Below are 23,990 nucleotides of genomic sequence, written 5' to 3'. Positions count from 1 at the left end.
CGCGCAGCCGTGATGAGGGCATGAAGACGTTGATCCGCACGGCTGTGACCGCCGCCGCGCTCGCCGCGGTCACGGCCGCCTGCACCTCTTCGACGGGAGGCGCCTCCGGCCCGCCCCCGAAGGCCGTCTCGCTCGGCGCCGTCCGCCTGGTCGCCTACGACAGTTGTGACGACGCCCTGGCCGGGCTGCGGGAGCGGGCGGCGGCGAACGTCACCGCGTACGGCTTCGGCGGTGTCATGCCGTTCGCGGTCGCGGAGGACTCCGCGGCCGCGTCGAAGGCCAGGGTGACGGCGACGCCGGAGCATTCCACGACGAACGTGCACGAAGCCGGCGTGGACGAGCCCGACCTGGTCAAGACCGACGGCAACCGGATCGTCACGGTCGCGGACAGCACCCTGCGGATCATCGACACGGCTACCAGGAAGATCACCGGGTCGCTCAAGCTGGTCGAGGGCGACGCCGCCCCCGGGGTGCCCGCCGACCTGCTGGTGTCGGGTGACCGCGCGCTGGTGCTCATGCGCGGCGGCGACATCATGTACAAGGCGCGCTCGTTCATGCCGCCGGGCGACACCCGCTACGTGCTGGTGGACCTGGCGGGCGAGCCCCGGGTGCTGAGCACGATCCGGCCGCAGGGCTCGTACGTGGACGCCAGGATGATCGGCTCGACGGTCCGGCTCGTCACCCGCAGCCAGCCCGAGATCACCTTCCCGGAGCCGAAGCAGAACGCCACGGAGGCGGACCTGCTCAAGGCGAACCAGGAGGCGGTGCGGCGGGCGCCGGTGTCGGCCTGGCTGCCGAGGATCGAGATCACGGACGCGTCGGGCGCCGTCAGGAAGGACGCGGTGACGTGCGAGCGGGTCAGCCACCCCGCCGACTACACCGGCACGTCGATGCTGACCGTGCACACGATCGACCTGGCCCAGGGGGTCACGGAGGCGGGCACCGACCCGATCAGCCTGGCGGCCGACGGGGACGTGGTGTACGGCACCGGCCAGAGCCTGTACGTGGCCAGCAACCCGCGCTGGTGGTCCCCGGTGGTGCGGCCGGCGGTGGACACCGTCGCCCCGGCGGTGGAGCCCACCCCCGACGACCCGGCGGTGTCCCCGGAGCCGACCCCGACGGTGCCGCCGGAGGAGACGGAGGTGCACCGGTTCGACATCACCAAGCCGGGCGCGCCCTCGTACGTGGCCTCGGGCAAGGTGCCGGGCAGGCTGCTGAACCAGTACGCGCTCTCGGAGTACGACGGCCACCTGCGCGTCGCCACCACGGTCGGCTCGGGCGACGAGAAGAGCAGCACCAGCAGCGTCCACGTGCTCAGGGCCGACACGCTGGCCAAGGTCGGCGAGGTGGGCGGGCTCGGCGAGGGCGAGCGCATCTACTCGGTCAGGTTCATCGGCCCGATCGGCTACTGCGTCACCTTCCGCCAGGTGGATCCGCTGTACACGCTGGACCTGCGGGATCCGGCGGCGCCGAAGGTGACGGGCGAGCTGAAGATCACCGGCTATTCGGCGTACCTGCATCCGGGTGGTGAGGGCCGGCTCATCGGGATCGGCCAGGAGGCCACCGAGCAGGGCAGGACGCGGGGCACGCAGGTGTCGCTGTTCGACGTGAGCGATCCGGCCGCGCCGCGCCGGATGTCGCAGTTCTTCCAGAAGGACTCCGGCTCCGAGGCCGAGTGGGATCCGCACGCGTTCCTGTACTGGCCGAAGACGGGCCTGTCGGTGATCCCGCTGAACAAGGCGAACGAGTCGGGGGCGCTCGTGCTGCGGATCGGCGACGCGGGGATCAAGGAGCTGGGCCTGATCAAGCACCCCCGGCAGAGCCAGGAGGGCGGTTACACCTACGAGCCGGGCATCCAGCGTTCGCTGGTCATCGGCGACTCGTTGTGGACGGTCTCGTACGAGGGCGTCCAGGTCAACGACCTGGCCACGCTGTCCTCACAAGCCTGGATCCCGCTCCGTTAAGCAACCAAAGGGCGCCGGTTCGTAGCGAACCGGCGCCTTTTTTATGGACATATCCCGACAAATGGTGAAAACTTTGCTTACACCCCACTGTCGGACCGGTTGGTTCGTGTAACACGCGGGCGGGCCGGTCCCCAGACCAGAAAGGCCCACGCTGCCATGCGACCACGCACCCCCCTGCGCGCATTGCTCGTCGGCGCGCTGGCGTTACTCACCGCGCCCCTGCCCGTGACAGCGGCGACCGCCTCGGCCGAACCGGAAGGCACCTACATCGTCCAGCTCAACCCCGCCATGCGGGCGACGCAGGGCGCCACCCAGGACCAGGTGGCCGACCTCGGCGGCCGGGTCGTCGGCGTGTACGAGCACGCGTTCAAGGGCTACACCGCCCGCCTGAGCGCCACCGCCGCCGAGAAGCTCAAGCACAACCCGAACGTGATCAGCGTGGAGCCCGACGCCGAGGTGCACGCGTTCGTCCAGACGGTGCCCACGGGCGTGCGGCGCATCTTCGGCCCGGCCAACCCGAACCTCGACATCGACGGCACCGACGACGTCCGCATCGACGTGGACGTCGCCGTGGTGGACACCGGCGTCGACAACACCCACCCCGACCTGAACGTGGTCGCCCGGGCCAACTGCGTGACCGGCGTCTGCGTCAACAACACGGGCACCGACGACAACGGCCACGGCTCGCACGTGGCGGGCACGATCGGCGCCCTCGACAACACGATCGGCCCGGTGGGCGTCGCGCCCGGCGCCCGCATCCACGGCGTCAAGGTGCTCAACGCGGCCGGCTCGGGCACCCTGTCCGGCATCGCCGCCGGCCTCAACTGGGTGGTGGCCCGCGCCTCCACCATCGAGGTCATCAACCTGAGCCTCGGCTGCAACGGCTGCTCCAGCAGCGCGATCAGCACGGCGATCACCAACGCGGTCAACGCCGGCATCGTCGTCGTGGTCGCCGCGGGCAACAGCCACGCGAACACCTCCTCGTTCTTCCCCGCCAACCACCCCGACGTGGTCACCGTGTCCGCGCTGACCGACAACGACGGTTTGCCCGGCGGCACGGGGGGCAGCACGCTGTCGTGCCGCAGCGAGACCGATCAGGACGACACCTCGGCGTTCTACTCCAACTACGGCTCCACGGTGGAGATCACGGCGCCGGGCACCTGCATCTACTCGACCTACCGCGCCGGCGGCTACGCCACGATCAGCGGCACCTCGATGGCCAGCCCGCACGTGGCGGGCGCGGCGGCGCTGCTCACCAGCGGCACCCACAAGCCGACGACCAGGGCCGGATCCCTGGCCGTGCGCAGCACGCTGGTCTCGACGGGCAACTTCAACTGGACCGACGACTCGGGCGACGGCGTCAAGGAGCCGCTGCTCGACGTGCACGACGCCACGCGCTACCCGCCCGCGTGAGCCCTTCGTGAGCTGAGCCACCCCTGGAACGGGCGGTCCGCGGACCCCGCAGCGCCGCGGGCCGCCCCTACCCGGCCACCTCGCGGGCGATGTCGAGGTGCCCCGCGTGCCGCATGTACTCCTCCAGGACGTGGAACATGATCCACGCCAGCGTCGGCGGCTCCTCCGGCGGCCGGAACCGGCCGATCCGCGACGCCCGCTCCTCCAGCCGCGCCCCGGCCACCACCTGCCGGGAGCGCTCGCACTGCGCCAGGTAGAACGCCTTGATCTCCTCGAACGGCTCGCCGGCGACCAGCGCCTTCCGTTCGTCCCGATCGCCGTACGGGTCCTCGACCGGCTCTCCCGCGAAGTCCCACACGAACCAGCGCCGCTCCATGTACGCCAGGTGCTTCAGCATCGCCAGCGGCGTCCACCCGGAGGGCACCCGGCTCACAGCGGGCTCGGGGAACTCCTCGACCGCCCGCAACACCGAGGCCCGGTAATAGTCGAGATATCCCGACAGCAGCTCCCGGGGGTCCGACAGCTGCCCGGACGGCTCGTTCATGACGTGTGCTCGGGCATCACGACGGGCACGATCTCGGGCGCGCCCAGCCTGATCGCGTCGGCCTCGTGGTCGGAGTCCTGCTCCTGCGAGCGGCGCTCGGCCTCCACCCGCTTGGTGTAGTACTCGACCTCCCGTTTGACCTGCTCGCCGTCCCAGTCGAGCGGCCCGGCCAGCAGCTCGGCGGACTCCTGCGCGACCGCCACGCCCCGGTGGAAGGTCTCGATGGAGATGCGGGTGCGCCGGGTGAGCACGTCGTTGAGGTGGCGGGCGCCCTCGTGGGTGGCGGCGTAGACGATCTCGGCCCGCAGGTAGTCGTCGGCGCCCGCGAGCGGCCGGCCCAGCGACGGGTCCTGCTCGATCAGCTCCAGCAGCTCGTCGATCATCCCGCCGTACCGCTGGAGCAGGTGCTCGATCCTGGCCACGTGCAGCCCCGACTCCTGGGCGATGCGGTGCCGCGAGTTCCACAGCGCCTGGTAGCCCTCGGCGCCCACGAGCGGGATGCGGTCGGTGCACGAGCGCGGCACCCGCTGGTCGAGCCCGTGCGCGACCGCGTCGACCGCGTCGCGGGCCATGACCCGGTACGTCGTGTACTTCCCGCCGGCGATCATCACCAGGCCCGGCACGGGATGCGCCACCACGTGCTCCCTGGACAGCTTGGACGTCTCGTCGGACTCGCCCGACAGCAGCGGCCGCAGCCCCGCGTACACGCCTTCGACGTCGTCGCGGGTCAGCGGCACCGACAGGACCGCGTTGACGTGGTCGAGCAGGTAGTCGATGTCGGCGCGGGAGGCGGCCGGGTGGCTCTTGTCGAGCGTCCACTCCGTGTCGGTGGTGCCGATGATCCAGTGGCGGCCCCAGGGGATCACGAACAGCACCGACTTCTCCGTACGCAGGATGATGCCGGTCAGCGAGTGGATGCGGTCGCGCGGGACGACCAGGTGGATGCCCTTGGAGGCGCGCACGTGGATCTGGCCGCGCCCGCCGACCAGCTCCTGGATGTCGTCGGTCCAGACGCCGGTGGCGTTGACGACCTGGCGGGCGCGTACCTCGAACTCCTCGCCGCACTCCAGGTCGCGCACCCGCACGCCGGTGACCCGCTCGCCCTCCCGCAGGAAGCCCACGACCTGCGCCCTGGGCGCGATGTGCGCGCCGTACGTGGCCGCGGTGCGCAGCATGGTCAGCACGTAGCGGGCGTCGTCGACCTGGGCGTCCCAGTATTGGACGGCGCCGGTGAAGGCGGTCTTCTTCAGCGCGGGCGCCAGCCGCAGCGCCCGCGACCTGGACAGATGGCGGTGCCCCGGCACGCCGCGGGTCAGCCCGGTGGCGAAGCCGAGCGTGTCGTAGAGGGCCACGCCGGCGCCCACGTAGGGGCGTTCCCACCCGTAGTGGGTCATCGGGAACAGGAACGGCACGGGCCGCACCAGGTGCGGCGCGATGCGCTGCAGCAGCAGCGCCCGCTCCTGCAACGCCTCCCGCACCAGCTCGAAGTTGAGCTGCTCCAGGTAGCGCAGGCCGCCGTGGATCAGCTTGGACGAGCGCGAGGACGTGCCCGAGGCGAAGTCGCGCGCCTCCACGAGGGCGACGTCGAGGCCGCGGGTCACGGCGTCGAGCGCGATGCCCGCCCCCACGACGCCGCCGCCGACCACGACCACGTCGAGCTCCTCGGAGGCCATGCGCTCCAGCGCCTCGGCCCGCTGCGCGGGCCCGAGCCGGGCCGCGCTCCTTCCCGACGTCATAACTCCCCCTGGAACACCTGTGGTCTGCGTTCCGGTACCTACCCGCGCAGGACGCGCCCTGTAACGCCCTCAGGCGCGGACGACCTTCACGCCGGCGTCCGTGAGCTGCCCGGCCAGCGTGTCGGGGAGCTGCGCGTCGGTGACGAGCGTGTCGATCTGGCCGATGGGGCAGATGCGGGAGAACGCCCGCTTGCCGATCTTGGAGGAGTCGGCCACCACCACGACCTGCGCGGCCCGGCTGATCAGCAGGTGGTTCACGCTGGCCTCGCCCTCGTGGTGGGCGGAGGCGCCGAGGGCGACGTCGAGCCCGTCCACGCCGAGGAAGGCGACGTCGAGCGTCACCTGCTCCAGCACCCCCGAGGCGAGCGGCCCGATCAGCTCGTACGACTGCTGCCTGGCCACCCCGCCGGTCACCACGATCTTGACGTGCTGCCGGACGGTCAGCTCGGCCGCGATGTTCAGCGCGTTGGTGACGACCGTGAACCCGGCCTCCAGCGCGGGCAGCGTCGCGAGCGTGCGGGCCAGCTCGGACGTCGTGGTGCCGCCGTTGAGCCCGACCACGGCCCCCGGCGTGACCAGCTCGGCCGCCGCCAGCGCGATGCGGTGCTTCGCGTCGGCGTGCCTGGCCGTCTTGTAACGCAGCGGCAGGTCGTAGCTGACGCTCTGGGCCACCGCGCCGCCCCGCGTGCGCATGAGCATCTGCTGCTGGGCGAGCTGGTCGAAGTCGCGCCTGATCGTCGCGGTGGAGACGTCGAGCGCCTGGGCCGCCTCCTCCACCGACAGCCTGCCCTCCTGCGCCAACAGCTCAAGGATGGCGTTCCAGCGGTCGTAGCGGGACACGGAGGCCTCCCTAGGGGTGAGGAACAGGAGCAAGCGTGGCACAACCTGGAGCACCAGAGCTACCGGTGTTCATTTCTGCACTTTTTTGATATGAATGCAGCAGGAACAATCAATCATGGGAGGCAAGTGGTGACCACCCACACCGAGGCCGAGATCGCGTCCCAGCCGTCCTGCTGGCGCCGCGCCGTCGCGAACATCCCCGCCGACGCGCTGCCCCGCCGGGGCGAGCGGGTCGCCGTCGTCGGCTGCGGCACGTCGTGGTTCATCGCGATGGCGTACGCCGTGCTGCGCGAGCGGGCCGGGCACGGCGAGACCGACGCGTTCGCCGCCTCCGAGTTCCCGCACGGCCGCCGCTACGACCGGGTGCTGGCCCTGACCCGCTCGGGCACCACGACCGAGGTGCTCGACCTGCTGGCCAGGACCACAGACAAGAGCGTGGCCATCACCGCCGACCCCGAGACGCCGATCATGAGCGCCGCCGGCGAGGTGATCGTGCTCGACTACGCCGACGAGAAGTCCGTCGTGCAGACCAGGTTCGCCACCACGCAGCTCGCCATGCTCCGCGCCTCCCTCGGCGAGGACCTGACGCGGGCGATCGCCGACGCCGAGCAGGCCGTGGCCGAGCCGCTGCCCGACACGCTGGTGCGGGCCGAGCAGTTCAGCTTCCTCGGCACCGGCTGGTCGGTCGGGCTGGCCCAGGAGGCCGCGCTGAAGATGCGCGAGGCGTCCCGCTCCTGGACGGAGGCGTACCCGGCGATGGAATACCGGCACGGCCCGATCAGCATCGCCGCCCCCGGGCGGGTGACGTGGATGCTCGGCCAGGCCCCCGAAGGGCTGCGCGCGCAGGTCGAGGAGACCGGCGGCACGTTCTTCGAGAGCGCGCTCGACCCCATGGCCGAGCTGATCCGCGCCCAGCGGGTCGCGGTCGCGCGCGCCTTCGCCCAGGGGCTGAACCCCGACGAGCCCATGCACCTCACGCGATCTGTGATCCTTTCTTCATGAGCCTTACTCTTGCCGACGCCAAAATCGTGACGCCCGAGGGCGTGCACGAGGGGTGGCTGACCATCGAAGACGGCCGCATCACGCACGTCGGCCACGGATCCGCCCCCGGGCCCGGCCTGAGCGTGGGCGGGCGGCACGTCGTGCCGGGGTTCGTCGACGTGCACAACCACGGCGGCGCCGGCGGCTCCTTCCCCACCGGCGACCTCGACCGGGCCCGCGACGCCGTGGCGCTGCACCGCCGCCACGGCACCACGACCATGATGGCCAGCCTGGTCACCGACACGGTCGAGGGCCTGGCCGCGGCGGCGTCGGCGCTGGCCGGGCTCTGCGACGAGGGGCTGCTGGCCGGCATCCACTTCGAGGGCCCGTACATCGCCAGGTCCCGCTGCGGCGCGCACGACCCGACGCGGCTGCGCGAGCCGTCGCCGCAGGAGTTCGCGGGGCTGGTCAAGGCCGGGCGCGGGCACGTCCGCATGCTCACCATCGCGCCCGAGCTGCCCGGCGCCCTCGACACGATCAGGTTCGCCGTGGACGAGGGCGTGCTGGCCGCCATCGGGCACAGCGACGCCGGCTACGAGCAGACCATCGAGGGCATCGAGGCGGGCGCCACCGTGGCCACGCACCTCTACAACGCGATGCCGCCGCTCGGCCACCGCGCGCCGGGGCCCGTGGCGGCGCTGCTCGACGACGAGCGGGTGACGGTCGAGCTGGTCAACGACGGGGTGCACGTGCATCCGGCCATGCTGCGGCTGGCGTACGAGGTGGCCGGGCCCGGCCGCACCGCGCTGATCACCGACGCCATGTCGGCGACCGGCCTGGGCGACGGCGACTACGTGCTCGGCTCGATGGCCGTGCGCGTGCACGACGGCGTGGCGCGCCTGGTCGAGGGCGGCTCGATCGCGGGCTCCACGCTGACGATGGACGTCGCGTTCCGCCGCGCCGTCCAGGAGCTGGGCATTTCGCTGCCCGACGCCGTCCAGGTGGCCTCGCTGACGCCCGCGCGGCTGCTCGGGCTGGCCGGCCGCATCGGCTCGATCGCCGTCGGCAAGGCGGCCGACCTGGTCGTGCTCTCCGACTCGCTGGAGGTGGACGGCGTCCTGAAGGACGGCGTCTGGATCACGGAGCCTTAATGATCATCACGGTGACGCTCAACCTCGCCCTCGACGTGACCTACCAGGTGCCCGCCGTCGACTGGAACGGAGTCAACCGGGTCAGCACGGTGCACAGGCGCGCGGGCGGGAAGGGCGTCAACGTGGCCAGGGTGCTGGCCGCGCTCGGCCACGACGTGCTGGTCACGGGCCTGGCCGGCGGGCCCACCGGCCGCGCCGTCGAGGCCGACCTGTCCTCGGCGCGCCTGCCCACCGCCCTGTACGGCATCGCGGGCGACTCCCGCACCACCCTCGCCGTCACCGACGCCGAGCACACGACGTTGTTCAACGAGCCCGGCCCCGACGTCACGGCGGCCGAGTTCGAGGGTTTCGCCCGGCACTACGAGCAGCTCCTCGGCGACGCCGACGCGGTCGTGCTGTCCGGCAGCCTGCCGCGCGGCCTCCCGGCCGACACCTACGCCACGCTCGCCGCCCTCGCCGCCGACCAGGGCGTGCCGTGCATCGTGGACGCCGACGGCGAGCCCCTGCGCCACGCACCCAAGGGCCGCCCCGCCATCCTCAAGCCCAACGCCGACGAGCTGGCCAGGGCCGTGCCGGGCGGCACCCCCGCCGAGGGCGCGCAGGCGCTGCGCGGCCAGGGCGCGGGCGCCGTCGTGGTGTCCATGGGCGCCGACGGGCTGCTGGCCGTCACCGGCGAGGGCACGTTCGCGGCGCGAATGCCGTACACCGTGCGCGGCAACCCCACCGGCGCCGGCGACTCGCTCGTGGCGGGCCTGGCGCTGGGCCTGGTCGAGCCCGCCCCGTGGCCCGACCGGCTCAGGCGGGCCGCCGCACTCGGCGCCGCCGCCGTGGCCACACCCGTGGCCGGGGAGTTCGACCCCGACGTGTACGCCGACATCCACCCCCAGATCACCATCACGTAGTCACGTTAGGAGCCCGTCATGCCCCTCGCCCCCATCGGCGACATCGTCCGCCAATCACCCGCAGGGGTGGGCGCGTTCAACGTGATCCAGCTGGAGCACGCCACCGCCATCGTGGCCGGCGCCGAGGCGCTCGGCCTGCCCGTCGTGCTGCAGATCAGCGAGAACTGCGTGCGCTACCACGGCGCGCTGGAGCCGATCGCGCTCGCCTGCCTCGCCGTCGCCAGGAGGGCGGACGTGCCGGTCGCGGTGCACCTCGACCACGCCACCGACCGCGCGCTCGTCGAGGAGGCGGTGGGGCTCGGGCTCGGCTCCGTCATGTACGACGCCTCGGCCCTGCCCGACGAGGAGAACGTCGCCGCCACGGCCGAGGTGGCCGCCTGGTGCCATGAGCGCGGCGTGTGGGTGGAGGCCGAGCTGGGCGAGGTCGGCGGCAAGGACGGCGTGCACGCGCCCGGCGCCCGCACCAAGCCGCACGAGGCGGTCGACTACGTGGCCAGAACCGGCGTCGACGCGCTGGCCGTGGCCGTCGGCACCTCCCACGCGATGACCACCAAGGACGCCGTGCTCGACCTGGAGCTCATCGCCGAGCTGCGCGCCGCCGTGCCGGTGCCGCTGGTGCTGCACGGCTCCTCAGGGGTGCCCGACGACGTGCTGCGCGAGGCCGTACGACAGGGCATGAAGAAGATCAACATCGCGACGCACCTGAACAAGGCGTTCACCGGCGCCGTCCGCGACTACCTCGTCCACGACGAGCGGGTGGTGGACTCCCGCAAGTACCTCAAGGCCGGCCGCGACGCCGTGGCCCGCGAGGTCAGCCACCTCCTGGGCGTGCTCACGGGCTGAGCTCCTTGCGCATTCTGGGGCGTGCTCACGGGCCGAGCTCGTTGCGCATCCTGGGCGTGCTCACGGGCTGAGCTCCTTGCGCATCAGAACGGCGGAGCGGCCCTCGATGCCCACGCGGCCGGTCTCGACGTAGCCGAGCGACGCGTACAGGGCGATGTTGGCGGCCATCCTGACGTTGGTGTAGAGGCGCAGCGCCGGCAGCCCCAGCCGGCGCGCCTCCTGTTCGGCGTAGGCCATCAGGCGGCGCCCGATGCCCTGGCCGTGCAGCTCGGGCCGCACCGCGACGTTCTCCACGAGCAACGCGCCGTCCTCGGGGACGAGCACGATCAGCCCGTCGAGCCCGTCCGTGACGTGCACCCGGCCGGCGGCGATCAGCGCGGCGTAGTCGGCCTCCATCGGCAGCGGCCGCATGCCGACGACCTCGATCCAGGGCGTGTAGGCGTCGTGCACGAGCCGCTCCACGGCGGCCCTGTCACCCTCGTCGGCGAGCCTCATGCGCCCAATGTTGCCAGCACCCGCTCGACCTGCCGCCGGAAGGTCCCCGGCGGGTTGCGCGGGTGCTCGTGCGACAGCAGGAAGAACCACACCAGCGCGTGCACCTTGCGGCACTCCCTGGTGCGCCGCTCCTCCTGCGGGCTCAGCTCGAACCGGTGCGCGATCTCCACCTCGCCGTCCACCCACATGGACACGTGCTCGGCCAGCTCCGCCAGCTCGAACGCCAGATCGCTGCGCCCCGAGTCCTCGAAGTCGACGATGCGCACCCGCGTGCCGTCCCACAGGAAGTTCGCCAGGTTCCCGTCGCCCGCCCCGAACACCTCCCGCACGCCCGCCTCGCCAGGCGACCAGCTCTCCAGCCAGCGCAGCCCCTCCTTGACGACCCGGTCGGCCAGCGGCTCCCTCGGCTCCCAGCCGGCGCACCGCTTCCTGACCCAGTCGACCAGCGCCTCGCGCTGCCACGGCCGCACGGGGACGCCGCGCAGCACGCGGCCGGGCACGGCGGCGTGCAGCTCGGCCAGCGCCTCCGCCATGGCCGACACGTGCTTGCCGCCCGCGACCAGCCCGCGCAACGGCACGCCGGGGATGCGCGACATGGTCACCGCGCCGCCCTCGAACGCGATCGGCTCGGGCGCGAGCCCCGGCGCGTGCTCGGCCAGCAGCCGCAGCGCCCGCCACTCGCGCTCGGCCGCGCCCGGCTTGCTGTCCTGGTAGCGCTTGACGACGCGGTCGCCCTCGTACGTCAGCTCGTGCGTGTGCTGAAGATCAGCCATGTCTCCGCATGTTAGGAGACACGAGCCGCCTCATCGCGGTAGCCCACCGAGCCCGCCGGGTCGGCGTAGTCGCGCGAGTGCACGATGAGGCCGTCCCTGACGCGCATGACCATCACGTACGAGCGGGTGAACGGCTGCCCGGAGGAGAGGACGTGGCCGTGCAGGTCGTACTCGACGATGACCACCTCCGGGTCGGTGCTCTCGTGCAGCACCACGTTCGCCACGCGCTCGTGCCGCACCACCGTCGCCGCCCGGCCGAACCTGGCCCGATGCCCCTCCCTCCCCTCGAACCTGGCCGGGATGCCCGGCGGCGCGAACGGCAGCTCGATCACCGAGTCCTCCGAGTAGAGGTCGGCCAGCGCGGCGAGGTCACCGCCGGCGGCGACGCCCAGGAACCGCTCGGCCACTTCACGCGCGGACGCCTGCATCACGCACCTCCAGTAGAATCCGGAACGTAGCACCCGCTTAGACCGTACGGAACGCGCGTTCCGCTTGTCAACCGGAGGTCCGGCATGAACGTGCCCGGTGCGGATGGGTCCGATGCGGACGGGTCCGGTGTCGATGTGCCCGGTGCGGACGGGTCTGGTGCGGACGGGTCCGGTGTGGACGTGCCCAGTCTGGACGGATCCGGCATGAACGTGCCCGGCCGCCAGGACGCACGCCTCAACCGCGCCCGCGTCCTGGCGGCGGCCCGGGAGGCGTTCGCCGAGCAGGGCCCGTCGGTGCCGCTCGACACCGTCGCCCGCCGGGCCGGGGTGGGCGCTGGCACCGTCTACCGGCGCTTCCCCAGCAAGCAGGCGTTGCTCGCGGCGGTGGTGAACGACCGGCTCGACCGGCTCGTCGAGGAGCTGCGCTCCCTGCTGGGCCGGCCCGGCGACCCCGGCGCGGCCTTCTTCGCGGCCTTCGGGCGCGCGGTGGCGGAGGTGGCGCTGAACAAGGCGCTCTGCCAGGCGATGACGACCACGGAGGGCATCTCTCCCGGCGCCCGCGACCGCCTGCTGGCCGCCCTCTCGCCCCTGCTCGCCCGCGCCCAGCGGGCGGGCGCCGTCCGCGCCGACGCGACCCCCGAGGACGTGGCCCGCCTGATCGCCGGCTGCGCCACCATGGAACACGCGTCCACCCTGGAACGCGGCGGCACCCTCGAACACGGCGGCACCCTGGAACACGCGGGCACCCTGGAACACGCGGGCACCAGGCGACGCAGCGCCACCTCGGCCCCTGCGGCCACCTCGCCCAGCCGCGCCACCCAGATCGTCATGGACGGCCTCAGAGCGACCACCGCCACCACCCTAACGAAACCTAACGAAACCCGGTGCGCGGAGTGCGGCACGCCTCTTACCCCCACCGCCACGGGCCGCCCCGCCCGCTACTGCGGCAACGCGTGCCGGCAGCGCGCCCACCGCCGCCGCCACACCCCCGCCTGACCGCCGCCTCCCCAGAACGGCGAAACGGCCGCCACCCGATGCCGGGCGGCGGCCGTTTCGCGGGAACTAGCGCTGGATCGGCGCCACCACGACCTCGACCCGCTGGAACTCCTTGATGTCGGAGTAACCGGTGGAGGCCATGGTGCGCTTGAGCGCGCCCATGAGGTTCATCGACCCGTCGGCCACGCTGGACGGCCCGTGCAGGATCTGCTCCAGCGTGCCCACCGTGCCGAACGCGACCCGCCGCCCGCGCGGCAGGTCGGGGTGGTGCGCCTCGGAGCCCCAGTGGAAGCCGTGCCCGGGCGCCTCCACCGCGCGCGCCAGCGGCGAGCCCACCATGACGGCGTCGGCGCCGCAGGCGATGGCCTTGGCGATGTCGCCGGAGGTGCCCATGCCGCCGTCGGCGATCACGTGCACGTAGCGGCCGCCGGACTCGTCGAGGTAGTCGCGCCGCGCCGCCGCCACGTCGGAGATCGCGGTGGCCATCGGCACCGCCACGCCGAGGACGTTGCGGGTGGTGTGGGAGGCGCCGCCGCCGAAGCCGACCAGCACGCCGGCCGCGCCGGTGCGCATGAGGTGCAGCGCGGCGGTGTAGGTGGCGCAGCCGCCCACGATGACGGGCACGTCGAGCTCGTAGATGAACTGCTTGAGGTTGAGCGGCTCGGCCCGCCCCGAGACGTGCTCGGCGGAGACCGTCGTGCCGCGGATGACGAAGATGTCGACGCCCGCGTCGATGACGGCCTTGTGGTACTGGACCGTGCGCTGCGGCGACAGCCGCACGGCGGTGGTCACCCCGGAGGCGCGGATCTCCTCGATGCGGCGGCCGATCAGCTCTTCCTTGATCGGCGCGGCGTAGATCTCCTGCAGCCGCTTCGTGGCCGCCTCCTGGTCGAGGGCGGCGCACTCCTCCAGCAGCGGCAGCGGGTCCTCGTAGCGCGTCCACAGCCCTTCGAGGTCGAGCGGCGCCAGGCCGCCGAGCCGCCCGATCTCGATGGCGGTGGCCGGCGAGACCACGCTGTCCATGGGAGCGACGACCACGGGCAGCTCGAACCGGTAGGCGTCGATCTGCCAGGCGATCGAGACCTCCTCCGGGTCACGGGTGCGCCGCGAGGGCACCAGGCCGATCTCGTCAAGCGCGTACGCCCGCCGCCCGGTCTTCCCCCGGCCGATCTCCACCTGCTGAGTCATGCTCTTACCTTCTGTGATAGTTCGGAGCTTCCACGGTCATCTGGATGTCGTGGGGATGGCTCTCCTTGAGGCCCGCCGCCGTGATCGGCATGAGCTCGCAGTCGGTGTGCATCTGCTCGATCGTGCGGCAGCCGGCGTACCACATGCCCTGGCGCAGCCCGCCGATGAGCTGGTGGGCGACGGCCGCGACCGGGCCGCGGTAGGGCACCTGGCCCTCGATGCCCTCGGGGATGTACTTGTCCTCGCCGCCGACGTCGGCCTGCGCGTAGCGGTCCTTGCTGAAGGAGGTGCCGCCGCGCTCGCGGTTGCGTACGGCGCCGAGCGAGCCCATGCCCCGGTACGACTTGAACTGCTTGCCGTTGATGAAGATCAGCTCACCGGGCGACTCCTCGCAGCCGGCGAGCAGCGAGCCCAGCATGACCGTGTCGGCCCCGGCGGCGATGGCCTTGACGATGTCGCCGGAGTACTGCAGGCCGCCGTCGCCGATCACCGGCACGCCGGCCGGCGCGCACGCCTTGGACGCCTCGTAGATGGCCGTGACCTGCGGCGCGCCGACCCCGGCGACGACGCGGGTGGTGCAGATGGAGCCGGGGCCCACGCCCACCTTGACGGCGTCGGCGCCCGCGTCGACCAGCATCTGCGCGCCGGCCCTGGTGGCGATGTTGCCGCCGATGACCTCGACCTTGCTGTTGGCCTTGATCTTGGCGATCATGTCGGCCAGGCCCTTGGAGTGGCCGTGCGCGACGTCCACGACCACGACGTCGACCCCGGCCTCGATGAGCGCCTTGGCGCGCAGCTCGGCGTCGCCGCCGACACCGATCGCCGCGCCGACGAGCAGCCGGCCGTCGGCGTCCTTGGTGGACAGCGGGTACTGCTCGCTCTTGGTGAAGTCTTTGACGGTGATCAGGCCGCGCAGCCGGCCGTCGGCGTCGACGAGCGGCAGCTTCTCGATCTTGTTCTGCCTGAGCAGCTTGAACGCCTCGTCGCGCGACACCCCGACCGGGGCGGTGACGAGCGGCATCTTGGTCATGACCTCGCGCACGGGGCGCGTCTGGTCGGTCTCGAAGCGCATGTCGCGGTTGGTGACGATGCCGACCAGCGTGCCCGACACGTCGGTCACGGGCACCCCGGAGATCCGGTACGTGGCGCACAGCCGCTCGACGTCGGCCAGCGTGTCGTCGGGGCTGCACGTCACCGGGTTGGTGACCATGCCCGCCTCGGACCGCTTGACCAGGTCGGCCTGCTGGGCCTGCTCCTCGACCGACAGATTGCGATGCAGAATGCCGATGCCGCCCTGACGGGCCATGGCGACCGCCATGCGGGCCTCGGTGACGGTGTCCATCGCCGCGGAGATCAGCGGGATCGACAGCGTGATGCCCTTGGACAGGCGAGATCGGGTATCGGCCTCTCCTGGCTGCAGGTCCGAATACCCGGGCACCAGCAGCACGTCATCGAAGGTCAGACCCATCTCGGTGAACTTGGACATGCCGCGGCCCCCTCCTGCCTAGCTTTGGTGTGCACTAAGTCTAGGCCCTGGCTCCAAAACGCACTTAAGCCGGGAGCACGAAGACCCCCACGGTGGTCCGACGTGCTCCCGGCTTCCGGCAAAGAAGTGCCGGGGGATGGGACGGTCGGTGATCCGTCCCATCCCCCGGCCACCGGCATCCGGGCAACGGTGGCGCTGCACGCCACCGAACCCCCCTCCGCGTCCTGATGGCCGGCGCAACCGCGCCCTTGGCTGGATGCCGACGCTAGGTAAAGCCTGCGTTACTCAACGGCACATCGCAATGTGAAAACGTGCAATTGCACGAAGTTGCACGTCCTGGAGAAGCAGTCCGGGCAACACGCGGACAAGGAGGGAATGCGGGGTTATCCTCGCGGCACGCCCGTGTCCCCCCAACGGAGCCGCCCATAATGCCCAACCAGCCGCGAATGATGTCCGATCCGCTCAAGACGCTGGGCCTCGACCCGGCACAAACCGCGCTCTACTCCGCCGTGTTGCGCCTGCACAAGGCCACCCGCTCCGATCTGGCGCAAGCCATGGACGGCCCCGTCGAAAAAGTTGGCCGCCAGCTCGACGATCTGGTGAAGCTCGGGGTCATCGACGAGCAATCAGGGCAATACCTGGCCAGACATCCCGCCGCGGCACTCGGCCGGCTGATCGCCGACCGGCTCGACCGGCTCGCCGAGGAGAGCCGAATGATCGATTCGGCGCTCGGCTCGATTCGCGGGCTGATCCGCGACTACGACGCGGGGCGCGACTATCGCAGCGGGCCATTCACGGTGGAGATGGCGAGCGGGGCGGACATCCTGTACGAGAGCGTGGTGGGCATCGCCGTACAATGTCAAACGCCACCAATGCCATTACTGACCGCGGTTCCCGACGAGCGCACTATGACCGACTTTGCGCGGAAATTTGCGGATCCATGGATTGATGCGCAAAAACGGAAATTGCTGACCGTTCAAGCGATCATTCCGGTGTCCTCGCTCGTGCTCCCGGGCGTCCGCGACCAGCTCGCCCGCCTCACCGAGGCGGGCGGCGAGGTGCGCACGATGGACCGGGTGCCGAGCTGGTTCATGGCCGCCGGGCCCGAGATGGCCGGCCTGCCCGCCCACTGGGGCGGCAACCTGCCCGACCACGCCTACAACTTCTACCTGGTCCGCACCTCCGTCGTGGTCGGCGTGCTCACCTCGCTCTTCCGCGAGCTGTGGGCCCGCGCCGTGCCCCTGCCGTGGGGCCGCAGGAGCGACGGCATGGTGCAGGTGCTGCGGCTGGCCGCGCAGGGCATGTGCGACGACTCGATCGCCCGCCAGCTCGGCGTGTCGGTACGAACCGTACGCGCGAGGTTCGCCGACGCCATGACCGAGTTGGGCGCTCAGTCCCGCTTTCACGCGGGCGTGGAGGCCACCAGACGCGGATGGCTGAGGTAAACCCCACCGCGCGGGCCGCTTCGGTCATATGGTGGGAAGGTGCTGGAAGACGTCCCCCGCGATCCGTTCGCGGACGACCCGAACGACCCGTCCTCGGCGATGGGAGCGCTCGACGACGCCGAGCCACTCACCGCGGCCGAGCGCGACGAGGCCATCACCGACCTCGCCGACGTCGAGGTCTTCCGCTCCCTGCTCGAACCGCAGGGAGTGCTGGGGCTCGTCCTCGACTGCCCTGAATGCGGCGAGCAGCACTTCTTCGACTGGGAGCTGCTGCGCGGCAACCTGAAACAAATGATCGAGAAAGGCCAGCCGCAGGTGCACGAGCCGGCCTTCCACCCCGACCCCGCCGACTACGTGAGCTGGGACTACGCGCGCGGCTACGTCGACGGTGTCATCGACACGGAGGAGCGCCGCTGATCGACGTCATCGAGCAGCGCGGCGAGCAGGCGCACTGCTGGATCCCCTGAGTCGGGCAGCTCTCCACGACCGAGCGCGTCGAGCAGCGCGTCGGTCTCCTCCTCAGGCGTCAAGCCGACTCCAGCTCCGCCATCTGCCTCAACCTGGCCAGCGCCCGATGCTGGGCGACACGAACCGCACCCGGTGACATACCGAGTACATTACCGGTCTCCTCGGCCGACAGCCCCGACACCACCCGCAACAGCAGCAACTCCCGCTGGTTGTCGGGCAGCCGGGCCAGCAGCCGCCGGGCGTGCTCCACCTCGATGTAGCGGACCACCGTCTCTTCCGGCCCCGGCCCGTCGTCGGGCCCGTCGGGCAGATCCTGGGTCGGCACCGCGGAGCGCACCGAGCTCCGCAACGCGTCGGCCACCTTGTGCGAGGCGATGCCGAACACGAACGACGCGAAGGGCCGCCCCATGTCGCGGTATCGCGGCAGCGCGGACAACACCGCGATGCACACCTCCTGGGCTACGTCATCGGCAATGTGATATTGCCCTGAAACCCTGCCCAGCCTGGCGCGGCAATACCGCACCACCATCGGACGCAACTCACCGAGCAGGGATTCGATCGCACTGCGATCTCCCTGCACGGCGAGGCTCGTCAGTTCCCTAAGGTCGGAGTCATCCGTCCGTGCCGGAAGTCTCGACGCGAGCCTTACCCCAATTTTGGCGTCGGCGACGCTTCCCTCGCTCACGATAGGCATGATGCCCGCACTGATCCGGCCTGTCGTCATGGCGAACGGCTACGGATTGGTCACATTGAAGCGACGATAACGAGGAGTAATCAACCGACCACACTAAGCCTTAATACTGACATAATGTTTCAGACGATAACCCGGAATGCGCGACATTTGTCAGACCCCGGACGCTTATCGCACACTCCCGGTTTACTCCAATAATCCACCTTTTCCCCCACTTCCCCCCCATCCCGCCCACCACCGGACACGCCGCCTGCGGCTCGCCCTCATTCGTCCCGCGGCAAGTCGAGCAGCTCCAGATACCCGCGCACCGCCTCCCACAGATGGTGCTCCGGATACCGCCGCAACCCCCGATGCTCCCGCCGCCACCGCCGGTCCCAGTACGCGCCGTGCACCGCCCGCAGATGCTCCAGAGCCGCCTCCAGCTCCTCCGCCACCCCGGCCACCCGCTCCTCCGCGCGGGCTTCCCCGTCACCGCCCCGCAACTCCCCGAACCGCCGCCCCCGCAACGCCTCCAGCACACCCTCGTCGACCCCGTCCAGCGACCAGAACCGCACCGGCTCGTGAATCCGATGATTGGCCACCGGCTCCCGGAACGACCGCCACCAGTAGGCGACCCCGCCCTGATCCAGCCGCAGAAAGTCCACCAGCCACGCGGTCCCCGGCGGATGCGTCCCCCACGCCACCTCCTCGGGCGGCAGGTTCAGCACGAACGCCACCTCGATCTCATCGACCGGATCCGCCCCCTCGACGAGACCGCCGAACACGTACGCTTCGCGCAGGAACGGCTCCTCGGCCGGCAACCGCCTGGTCTGCTCACACGCCTCGGCCAGCATCCGCAGCCGCTCCACCGCCCGCCCGTACCGCATCTCCACCGCCTCCCCCGCCCACCCTAGGCCGCCCCACCCACCACCTCCGTCCGCCCCCTGACCAAGCTGCACCACCCCACCGGCAGGCGGCCCCTCCTCACACGCACCGGCAGGCGACACCAGAGGCCCCTCCGCACGGGAGCCGGGCACGGACGCGCGCTCCCAAGCCACGCGCCCACACGGGCACCCTCGGGCCCGACACGGTCGCGCCTCTCGCGCACGCCGGGAGCGGCAGGCGAGCACCTTCGCGTGCGCCGCCCACCATCGCGGCGCTCCAACGCACCGCTCACGAGCAGGCGGCCACGGACACGCCTCCCACGCACGCCGGCACCGGCAGGCGAGCACCCCTCGCATGCGCCGGCCACCGTCGCGACAGCGCAGGCGACGTCACAGCACGCCGCTCGCGAGCAGGCGGCCACGCTCCTCGCGCGCCAGGCAGGCACCCTACGCGCCCCGCGGTGCGGCGGCCCGCCAGCACGACACGCGCAGGCCCCGCCACAGCGCCCCGCTCACGGACAGGCCACCCCGGGCGCGCCTCTCTCGCACGCCGGAAGCGGGCACGCGGGCACGGACGCCTCCCGCGCACGCCGGGAGCGGCAGGCGAGCGCCTTCGCGTGCGCCGACCAGCATCGCGCCCCAGCGCACCGCTCACGCGCAGGCGACGTCACAGCACGCCGCTCGCGAGCAGGCGGCCACGCTCCTCGCACGCCGGGCAGGCACCCCACGCGCCCCGCGGTGTGGCGGCCCGCCAGCACGACACGCGCAGGCGCCGCCCCAGCGCACCACTCACGAGCAGGCCACCCCGGGCGCGCCTCTCTCGCACGCCGGAAGCGGGCACGCGGGCACGGGCGTCTCTCGCACACGCCGGAAGCGGCAGGCGAGCACCCCTGCCATGCGCCGGCCACCGTAGCGGCAGTGCTGGAGCGCCACAGCGTGCCGTTCATGGGCAGGCGGGGCCACAGCGCCCCTCTCGTGTGGCGGGCGGGGCCACAGCGGCCCTCTCGTGTGGCGGGCGGCGGGGTGTGCCCTTGCGGGGGTTGGCGCGGGCGGCGTGGCATGGCGCGCGGCCACAGCCCCGTGCCCGTGCCCCACAAAGCCGTACGGCCCGCACCCCCTCCGGGTGCGGGCCGTAGCGGCGAAAGAGGTGGGGTCGGTCAGTGGCCGTGACCGTGACCGTGGCCCTGGCCGGCGGCCGGGGCCTCCTCCTCGGGCTTGTCCACCACGAGCGCCTCGGTGGTGAGCAGCATGCCCGCGATCGAAGCCGCGTTCTGCACGGCCGAGCGCGTGACCTTGACCGGGTCGATGACGCCCTGGTCGAGCAGGTTCACGTACTCGCCGGTGGCGGCGTTGAGGCCGTGACCGGGCTCCAGCTCGGCGACCTTGTGCGTCACCACGTAGCCCTCGAGACCGGCGTTCTCGGCGATCCAGCGGGCGGGCTCCACCAGGGCGCGGCGGACGATGCCGACACCGGTGGCCTCGTCGCCGGTCAGGCCGAGGTCGTCGAGGTCCTTGGAGATGTGGATGAGCGCGGAGCCACCGCCGGAGACGATGCCCTCCTCGATCGCGGCGCGCGTCGCGGAGATCGCGTCCTCGAGGCGGTGCTTCTTCTCCTTGAGCTCGACCTCGGTGGCGGCGCCGACGCGCAGCACGCACACACCGCCGGCGAGCTTGGCCAGGCGCTCCTGCAGCTTCTCGCGGTCCCAGTCGGAGTCGGACTGCTCGATGGCAATCTTGATCTCCTTGACGCGGTCCTCGATGGCCTGCGCGTCACCGGCGCCGTCGACGATGGTCGTGGCGTCCTTGGTGACGACGACGCGGCGGGCCGTGCCGAGCACCTCGAGACCGACGTGCTCCAGCTTGAGGCCGACCTCCTCGCTGACGACCTGGCCGCCGGTGAGGATGGCCATGTCCTGGAGCATCGCCTTGCGGCGGTCGCCGAAGCCGGGGGCCTTGACGGCGACGGAGGTGAAGGTGCCGCGGATCTTGTTGGTGACCAGGACGGCCAGGGCCTCGCCCTCGACGTCCTCGGCGACCACGAGCAGCGGCTTCTTCGTCTGGGCGACCTTCTCCAGCAGCGGCAGGAAGTCCGCGATGGAGGAGATCTTGCCCTGGGTGAGCAGGATGTAGGCGTCCTCGAGGACGGACTCCATCCGCTCGGGGTCGGTCACCATGTAGGCCGACAGGTAGCCCTTGTCGAACTGCATGCCCTCGGTGAACTCGAGCTCCATGCCCATGGCGTTGGACTCTTCGACGGTGAGGACACCGTCCTTGCCCACCTTGTCGAACGCCTCGGCGATCAGGCCGCCGATCTGCGCGTCCTGGGCGGAGATCGTCGCTACGTTCGCGATCTCCTTCTTGTCGCCGACCTCGCGGGCGCTGGCGAGCAGCTTGTCGCTGACGGCCTTGGCGGCCTTGTCGATGCCGCGCTTGAGCGACAGCGGCGAGGCGCCGGCGGCGACGTTGCGCAGGCCCTCGCGGACCATGGCCTGGGCCAGGACGGTCGCGGTGGTGGTGCCGTCACCCGCGATGTCGTTGGTCTTGGTGGCAACTTCCTTGGCGAGCTGGGCGCCGAGGTTCTCGTAGCGCTCCTCCAGCTCGATCTCACGAGCGATGGTCACACCGTCGTTCGTGATCGTCGGCGCACCGAACTTCTTGTCGATGACGACGTTGCGGCCACGCGGGCCGAGGGTTACCTTCACGGCGTCCGCGAGGGCGTTCACGCCGCGCTCGAGCGCGCGGCGGGCGTCCTCGTCGAACTCCAGGATCTTCGCCATTGCTGAAAGTCCTCTCCTAGCGTCGAAAGCCCCGGCCGCCCTCTAGAGCGCCCGGGGCTCGACACATCCGGCCTACTTCTCGATGATCGCGAGAACGTCGCGGGCGGAGAGCACGAGGTACTCCTCGCCGCCGTACTTGACCTCGGTGCCGCCGTACTTGCTGTAGAGGACGATGTCGCCCTCAGAGACGTCGAGCGGAATCCGCTTGTCGCCGTCCTCGTCCCAGTTGCCGGGGCCCACCGCGAGGACCTTGCCCTCCTGCGGCTTCTCCTTGGCGGTGTCCGGGATGACCAGGCCGGAAGCGGTGGTCTGCTCGGCCTCAAGCGGCTGGACCACGATGCGGTCGCCGAGCGGCTTAACGGGAACCTTGGTGGCGGTCGTCACGATCGGACCTCCCCTTCAGATTTGAATGATCTAGAAGAGGCGACCAGCTGGGCCTGCCGTCGCGGGTGTCAGACCTGCCTCGTCGCACGTTGGCACTCTCAAGGGGAGAGTGCCAACAGGAAACATATGCAAGAGGGGCTTGACAGTCAACACGAACGCGTCTGCTGAGAGCGATCAGACGGCCACAAGCTCGTGACCTGCCCGCTCCAGTCTTCCACGTGCGGCGACACGAGAAGCCACCGCCGCGCCGCTCCCCGACTCCGGACGCGGGCGGGCTCCGGCGTGGCGCTAACGTCAGGTGACGTGGATCCCGACGCCTTCACCGAGTTGCTGACCCCGCGCGGCAGGCGCGCTCTGGCGGAGGCCGAGGAGCTGGCGGGCGCCGATCCGGTCGCCGCCGCCACGACCCTGCGCCGGACGTACGACGCGGCGCTCACCTCCGCGGCCCTCACCCAGGCCGGCCTGCGGGCCCGGGCAGTGGCCAAGTTCGGCGCGGACGCGGGGCGGATGTTCTTCACGCCGCACGGCCTGGAGCAGTCCACGCGGGCGGAGGTCGCCGAGCACCGCGCCCGCCGCCTGCTGGCCCTGCACGGCGAAGGCGCCCCCAGGGTCGTGGACGCGTGCTGCGGCGTCGGCGGTGACCTGCTGGCGCTGGCGCGGGCCGGCTGCACGGTGACGGCCGTCGACACCGACCCGCTGACGGTCGCCGTGGCCAGGGCCAACGCGGAGGCGTTCGGGCTGGCCGACCGGGTGACGGTGCGGGTGGGGGACGCGGCGGAGGTGCGGCCCGAGGAGTACGACGTGCTGTTCGCCGACCCGGCCAGGCGCACGGGCCGGGGCAGGACGTTCGACCCCATGGCCTACTCCCCGCCCTGGCCGGTGGTGCTCGACCTGGTCGCGCGCGCCCGCCTGGCCTGTCTCAAGGTCGCTCCCGGCATCCCGTACGAGTTCATCCCGGAGGGCGCCGAGGCCGAGTGGGTCTCGTACAAGGGCGAGGTGAAGGAGGCGACCCTGTGGAGCGGCCACGGGGCCGGCGGCCGGCGGGCGACCCTGCTGCCGGGCGGCCACACGCTGGCGGCCACGGGCGTCCAGACCCCGACGGGCGCGCCGGGCCGTTACGTCTACGAGCCCGACGGCGCCGCCGTGCGCGCGCATCTGGTGGGCGAGGTGGCCGAGCTGGTCGGAGGGAGGCTGCTCGACCCGATGATCGCCTACATCACGTCGGACGCGGAGGTGGCCACTCCCTGGGCCAGTGCGTACGAGGTGGACGACATCTTCCCTTTTTCCCTGAAAAAACTCCGCACCGCCCTCCGCGAGCGACAAATCGGCAATGTCACCATCAAGAAGCGCGGCTCCGCCATCGACATCGAACGCCTTCGCACCGATTTGCGGCTCAAAGGCGACAATTCCCTGGTCGTCATCCTGACCAGAATCGCCGACAAACCCTCAGTAATCCTCTGCAAGGCCCTCCCACCTGCCCGAACCGGTTCATCCGTACGTTAATGACGATCTTTCAATTCACCCCTGACGGACCTTGATCGAGAGGCTAAGGTGAGCGGGCGAGGAGTTCTCCGCCCTATTGCGGTTGACCGCGCTCTCACCCTTCATCGATAAACCGGACC

At 71.4% G+C, this 23,990-nt stretch carries 23 protein-coding genes; 10 read left to right on the top strand and 13 right to left on the bottom strand.

Annotated features, from left to right (window positions below; all coding sequences use genetic code 11):
• Positions 1 to 20: 20 nt before the first annotated feature.
• Both KIS93_RS37905 and KIS93_RS37900 read left to right on the top strand, forming a co-directional pair.
• Positions 21 to 1,964 (top strand): beta-propeller domain-containing protein, encoded by a 1,944-nt coding sequence (locus tag KIS93_RS37905; RefSeq protein ID WP_080043170.1) that lies wholly within the window; start codon positions 21 to 23, stop codon positions 1,962 to 1,964.
• A 156-nt stretch (positions 1,965 to 2,120) separates the two neighbouring features.
• A complete protein-coding gene (locus tag KIS93_RS37900; protein WP_080043171.1) occupies positions 2,121 to 3,377 on the top strand; it encodes a S8 family peptidase in 1,257 nt (418 codons plus the stop codon).
• A gap of 67 nt (positions 3,378 to 3,444) precedes the next feature.
• On the opposite strand, the gene KIS93_RS37895 is transcribed toward KIS93_RS37900, so the two are convergent.
• From KIS93_RS37895 to KIS93_RS37885, 3 genes are all read right to left on the bottom strand, one after another.
• Entirely contained in the window at positions 3,445 to 3,921 is a 477-nt protein-coding gene (locus tag KIS93_RS37895) for a DinB family protein (RefSeq protein WP_080043173.1), read from the bottom strand.
• Positions 3,918 to 5,657 carry a glycerol-3-phosphate dehydrogenase/oxidase gene (locus KIS93_RS37890; protein WP_080043175.1) on the bottom strand — a complete coding sequence of 580 codons (1,740 nt, stop codon included), beginning with the start codon at positions 5,655 to 5,657 and terminating at the stop codon, positions 3,918 to 3,920. Before KIS93_RS37890 ends, KIS93_RS37895 begins: the two co-directional genes overlap by 4 nt.
• Positions 5,658 to 5,726: 69 nt before the next feature.
• Positions 5,727 to 6,497: a DeoR/GlpR family DNA-binding transcription regulator gene (locus tag KIS93_RS37885; protein ID WP_080047274.1), complete on the bottom strand. Its 771-nt coding sequence runs from the start codon at positions 6,495 to 6,497 to the stop codon at positions 5,727 to 5,729.
• A gap of 129 nt (positions 6,498 to 6,626) precedes the next feature.
• Here KIS93_RS37885 and KIS93_RS37880 point away from each other — a divergent pair, with 129 nt between their 5' ends.
• The 4 genes from KIS93_RS37880 to KIS93_RS37865 are packed head-to-tail and all read left to right on the top strand — an operon-like array spanning position 6,627 to position 10,374.
• Positions 6,627 to 7,499 (top strand): SIS domain-containing protein, encoded by an 873-nt coding sequence (locus KIS93_RS37880; protein ID WP_222107717.1) that lies wholly within the window; start codon positions 6,627 to 6,629, stop codon positions 7,497 to 7,499.
• Positions 7,496 to 8,629: an N-acetylglucosamine-6-phosphate deacetylase gene (nagA, locus tag KIS93_RS37875; protein WP_080043179.1), complete on the top strand. Its 1,134-nt coding sequence runs from the start codon at positions 7,496 to 7,498 to the stop codon at positions 8,627 to 8,629. The genes KIS93_RS37880 and nagA overlap by 4 nt, the downstream gene beginning before the upstream one ends.
• Complete coding sequence (locus KIS93_RS37870; RefSeq protein WP_080043180.1) at positions 8,629 to 9,531, top strand: 1-phosphofructokinase family hexose kinase; 903 nt, start codon at positions 8,629 to 8,631, stop codon at positions 9,529 to 9,531. Before nagA ends, KIS93_RS37870 begins: the two co-directional genes overlap by 1 nt.
• Before the next feature lie 18 nt (positions 9,532 to 9,549).
• Positions 9,550 to 10,374 (top strand): class II fructose-bisphosphate aldolase, encoded by an 825-nt coding sequence (locus KIS93_RS37865; RefSeq protein ID WP_080043181.1) that lies wholly within the window; start codon positions 9,550 to 9,552, stop codon positions 10,372 to 10,374.
• 60 nt (positions 10,375 to 10,434) lie between these two features.
• Here the strand turns inward: KIS93_RS37865 and KIS93_RS37860 are convergent, their stop codons facing one another.
• From KIS93_RS37860 to KIS93_RS37850, 3 genes are read right to left on the bottom strand one after another with little or no spacing between them, the layout of a single operon-like run.
• Positions 10,435 to 10,869, bottom strand: a complete 435-nt coding sequence (locus KIS93_RS37860; RefSeq protein ID WP_080043182.1) for a GNAT family N-acetyltransferase — start codon at positions 10,867 to 10,869, stop codon at positions 10,435 to 10,437.
• Positions 10,866 to 11,642, bottom strand: a complete 777-nt coding sequence (locus KIS93_RS37855; RefSeq protein WP_080043183.1) for a phosphotransferase — start codon at positions 11,640 to 11,642, stop codon at positions 10,866 to 10,868. Before KIS93_RS37855 ends, KIS93_RS37860 begins: the two co-directional genes overlap by 4 nt.
• 11 nt (positions 11,643 to 11,653) lie before the next feature.
• Positions 11,654 to 12,103: a nuclear transport factor 2 family protein gene (locus KIS93_RS37850; protein ID WP_155128605.1), complete on the bottom strand. Its 450-nt coding sequence runs from the start codon at positions 12,101 to 12,103 to the stop codon at positions 11,654 to 11,656.
• Positions 12,104 to 12,250: 147 nt separating this feature from the next.
• On the opposite strand from KIS93_RS37850, the gene KIS93_RS37845 reads away from it, so the two are divergent.
• Entirely contained in the window at positions 12,251 to 13,066 is an 816-nt protein-coding gene (locus KIS93_RS37845) for a TetR/AcrR family transcriptional regulator (RefSeq protein WP_222107716.1), read from the top strand.
• A gap of 66 nt (positions 13,067 to 13,132) precedes the next feature.
• Here the strand turns inward: KIS93_RS37845 and KIS93_RS37840 are convergent, their stop codons facing one another.
• Entirely contained in the window at positions 13,133 to 14,254 is a 1,122-nt protein-coding gene (locus KIS93_RS37840; protein WP_186404627.1) for a GuaB3 family IMP dehydrogenase-related protein, read from the bottom strand.
• A gap of 4 nt (positions 14,255 to 14,258) precedes the next feature.
• Complete coding sequence (gene guaB / locus KIS93_RS37835) at positions 14,259 to 15,740, bottom strand: IMP dehydrogenase (protein ID WP_080043186.1); 1,482 nt, start codon at positions 15,738 to 15,740, stop codon at positions 14,259 to 14,261.
• Positions 15,741 to 16,168: 428 nt separating this feature from the next.
• Here guaB and KIS93_RS37830 point away from each other — a divergent pair, with 428 nt between their 5' ends.
• Together KIS93_RS37830 and KIS93_RS37825 are read left to right on the top strand one after the other, a co-directional pair.
• Positions 16,169 to 17,185 (top strand): helix-turn-helix transcriptional regulator, encoded by a 1,017-nt coding sequence (locus KIS93_RS37830; protein ID WP_080043187.1) that lies wholly within the window; start codon positions 16,169 to 16,171, stop codon positions 17,183 to 17,185.
• A 39-nt stretch (positions 17,186 to 17,224) separates the two neighbouring features.
• Positions 17,225 to 17,602 (top strand): DUF5319 domain-containing protein, encoded by a 378-nt coding sequence (locus KIS93_RS37825; protein ID WP_080043188.1) that lies wholly within the window; start codon positions 17,225 to 17,227, stop codon positions 17,600 to 17,602.
• Here KIS93_RS37825 and KIS93_RS37820 read toward each other — a convergent pair.
• The 5 genes from KIS93_RS37820 to groES form a co-directional block, all read right to left on the bottom strand.
• The gene (locus tag KIS93_RS37820) at positions 17,563 to 17,715 is read right to left on the bottom strand and encodes a hypothetical protein (protein WP_155128607.1); all 153 of its coding nucleotides are present in this window, start codon (positions 17,713 to 17,715) and stop codon (positions 17,563 to 17,565) included. The genes KIS93_RS37825 and KIS93_RS37820 overlap by 40 nt on opposite strands.
• Positions 17,712 to 18,347, bottom strand: coding sequence for a sigma-70 family RNA polymerase sigma factor (locus KIS93_RS37815; protein WP_090930520.1), 636 nt, complete (start codon positions 18,345 to 18,347; stop codon positions 17,712 to 17,714). Before KIS93_RS37815 ends, KIS93_RS37820 begins: the two co-directional genes overlap by 4 nt.
• 260 nt (positions 18,348 to 18,607) lie before the next feature.
• Entirely contained in the window at positions 18,608 to 19,210 is a 603-nt protein-coding gene (locus KIS93_RS37810; RefSeq protein WP_196223943.1) for a DUF7711 family protein, read from the bottom strand.
• 1,154 nt (positions 19,211 to 20,364) lie between these two features.
• Positions 20,365 to 21,984 (bottom strand): chaperonin GroEL, encoded by a 1,620-nt coding sequence (gene groL, locus KIS93_RS37805; protein WP_080043190.1) that lies wholly within the window; start codon positions 21,982 to 21,984, stop codon positions 20,365 to 20,367.
• A gap of 72 nt (positions 21,985 to 22,056) precedes the next feature.
• Complete coding sequence (gene groES, locus KIS93_RS37800; RefSeq protein ID WP_043623565.1) at positions 22,057 to 22,368, bottom strand: co-chaperone GroES; 312 nt, start codon at positions 22,366 to 22,368, stop codon at positions 22,057 to 22,059.
• A gap of 303 nt (positions 22,369 to 22,671) precedes the next feature.
• Here groES and KIS93_RS37795 point away from each other — a divergent pair, with 303 nt between their 5' ends.
• Complete coding sequence (locus KIS93_RS37795; RefSeq protein WP_080043191.1) at positions 22,672 to 23,871, top strand: class I SAM-dependent methyltransferase; 1,200 nt, start codon at positions 22,672 to 22,674, stop codon at positions 23,869 to 23,871.
• Positions 23,872 to 23,990 lie beyond the last annotated feature (119 nt).

The organism is [Actinomadura] parvosata subsp. kistnae (genome assembly GCF_900323885.1).
GTDB lineage: Bacteria > Actinomycetota > Actinomycetes > Streptosporangiales > Streptosporangiaceae > Nonomuraea > Nonomuraea composti.
This window is presented reverse-complemented; position numbering and strand designations above follow the sequence as displayed.

Bases quoted from the DNA above. Each gene is read 5' to 3' on its own strand.
- KIS93_RS37905 (WP_080043170.1), top strand. From the start codon at position 21: ATGAAGACGTTGATCCGCACGGCTGTGACCGCCGCCGCGCTCGCCGCG.
- KIS93_RS37900 (WP_080043171.1), top strand. From the start codon at position 2,121: ATGCGACCACGCACCCCCCTGCGCGCATTGCTCGTCGGCGCGCTGGCG.
- KIS93_RS37895 (WP_080043173.1), bottom strand. From the start codon at position 3,921: ATGAACGAGCCGTCCGGGCAGCTGTCGGACCCCCGGGAGCTGCTGTCG.
- KIS93_RS37890 (WP_080043175.1), bottom strand. From the start codon at position 5,657: ATGACGTCGGGAAGGAGCGCGGCCCGGCTCGGGCCCGCGCAGCGGGCC.
- nagA (WP_080043179.1), top strand. From the start codon at position 7,496: ATGAGCCTTACTCTTGCCGACGCCAAAATCGTGACGCCCGAGGGCGTG.
- KIS93_RS37870 (WP_080043180.1), top strand. From the start codon at position 8,629: ATGATCATCACGGTGACGCTCAACCTCGCCCTCGACGTGACCTACCAG.
- KIS93_RS37865 (WP_080043181.1), top strand. From the start codon at position 9,550: ATGCCCCTCGCCCCCATCGGCGACATCGTCCGCCAATCACCCGCAGGG.
- KIS93_RS37860 (WP_080043182.1), bottom strand. From the start codon at position 10,869: ATGAGGCTCGCCGACGAGGGTGACAGGGCCGCCGTGGAGCGGCTCGTG.
- KIS93_RS37855 (WP_080043183.1), bottom strand. From the start codon at position 11,642: ATGGCTGATCTTCAGCACACGCACGAGCTGACGTACGAGGGCGACCGC.
- KIS93_RS37840 (WP_186404627.1), bottom strand. From the start codon at position 14,254: ATGACTCAGCAGGTGGAGATCGGCCGGGGGAAGACCGGGCGGCGGGCG.
- guaB (WP_080043186.1), bottom strand. From the start codon at position 15,740: ATGTCCAAGTTCACCGAGATGGGTCTGACCTTCGATGACGTGCTGCTG.
- KIS93_RS37830 (WP_080043187.1), top strand. From the start codon at position 16,169: ATGCCCAACCAGCCGCGAATGATGTCCGATCCGCTCAAGACGCTGGGC.
- KIS93_RS37815 (WP_090930520.1), bottom strand. From the start codon at position 18,347: ATGCCTATCGTGAGCGAGGGAAGCGTCGCCGACGCCAAAATTGGGGTA.
- KIS93_RS37810 (WP_196223943.1), bottom strand. From the start codon at position 19,210: ATGCGGTACGGGCGGGCGGTGGAGCGGCTGCGGATGCTGGCCGAGGCG.
- groL (WP_080043190.1), bottom strand. From the start codon at position 21,984: ATGGCGAAGATCCTGGAGTTCGACGAGGACGCCCGCCGCGCGCTCGAG.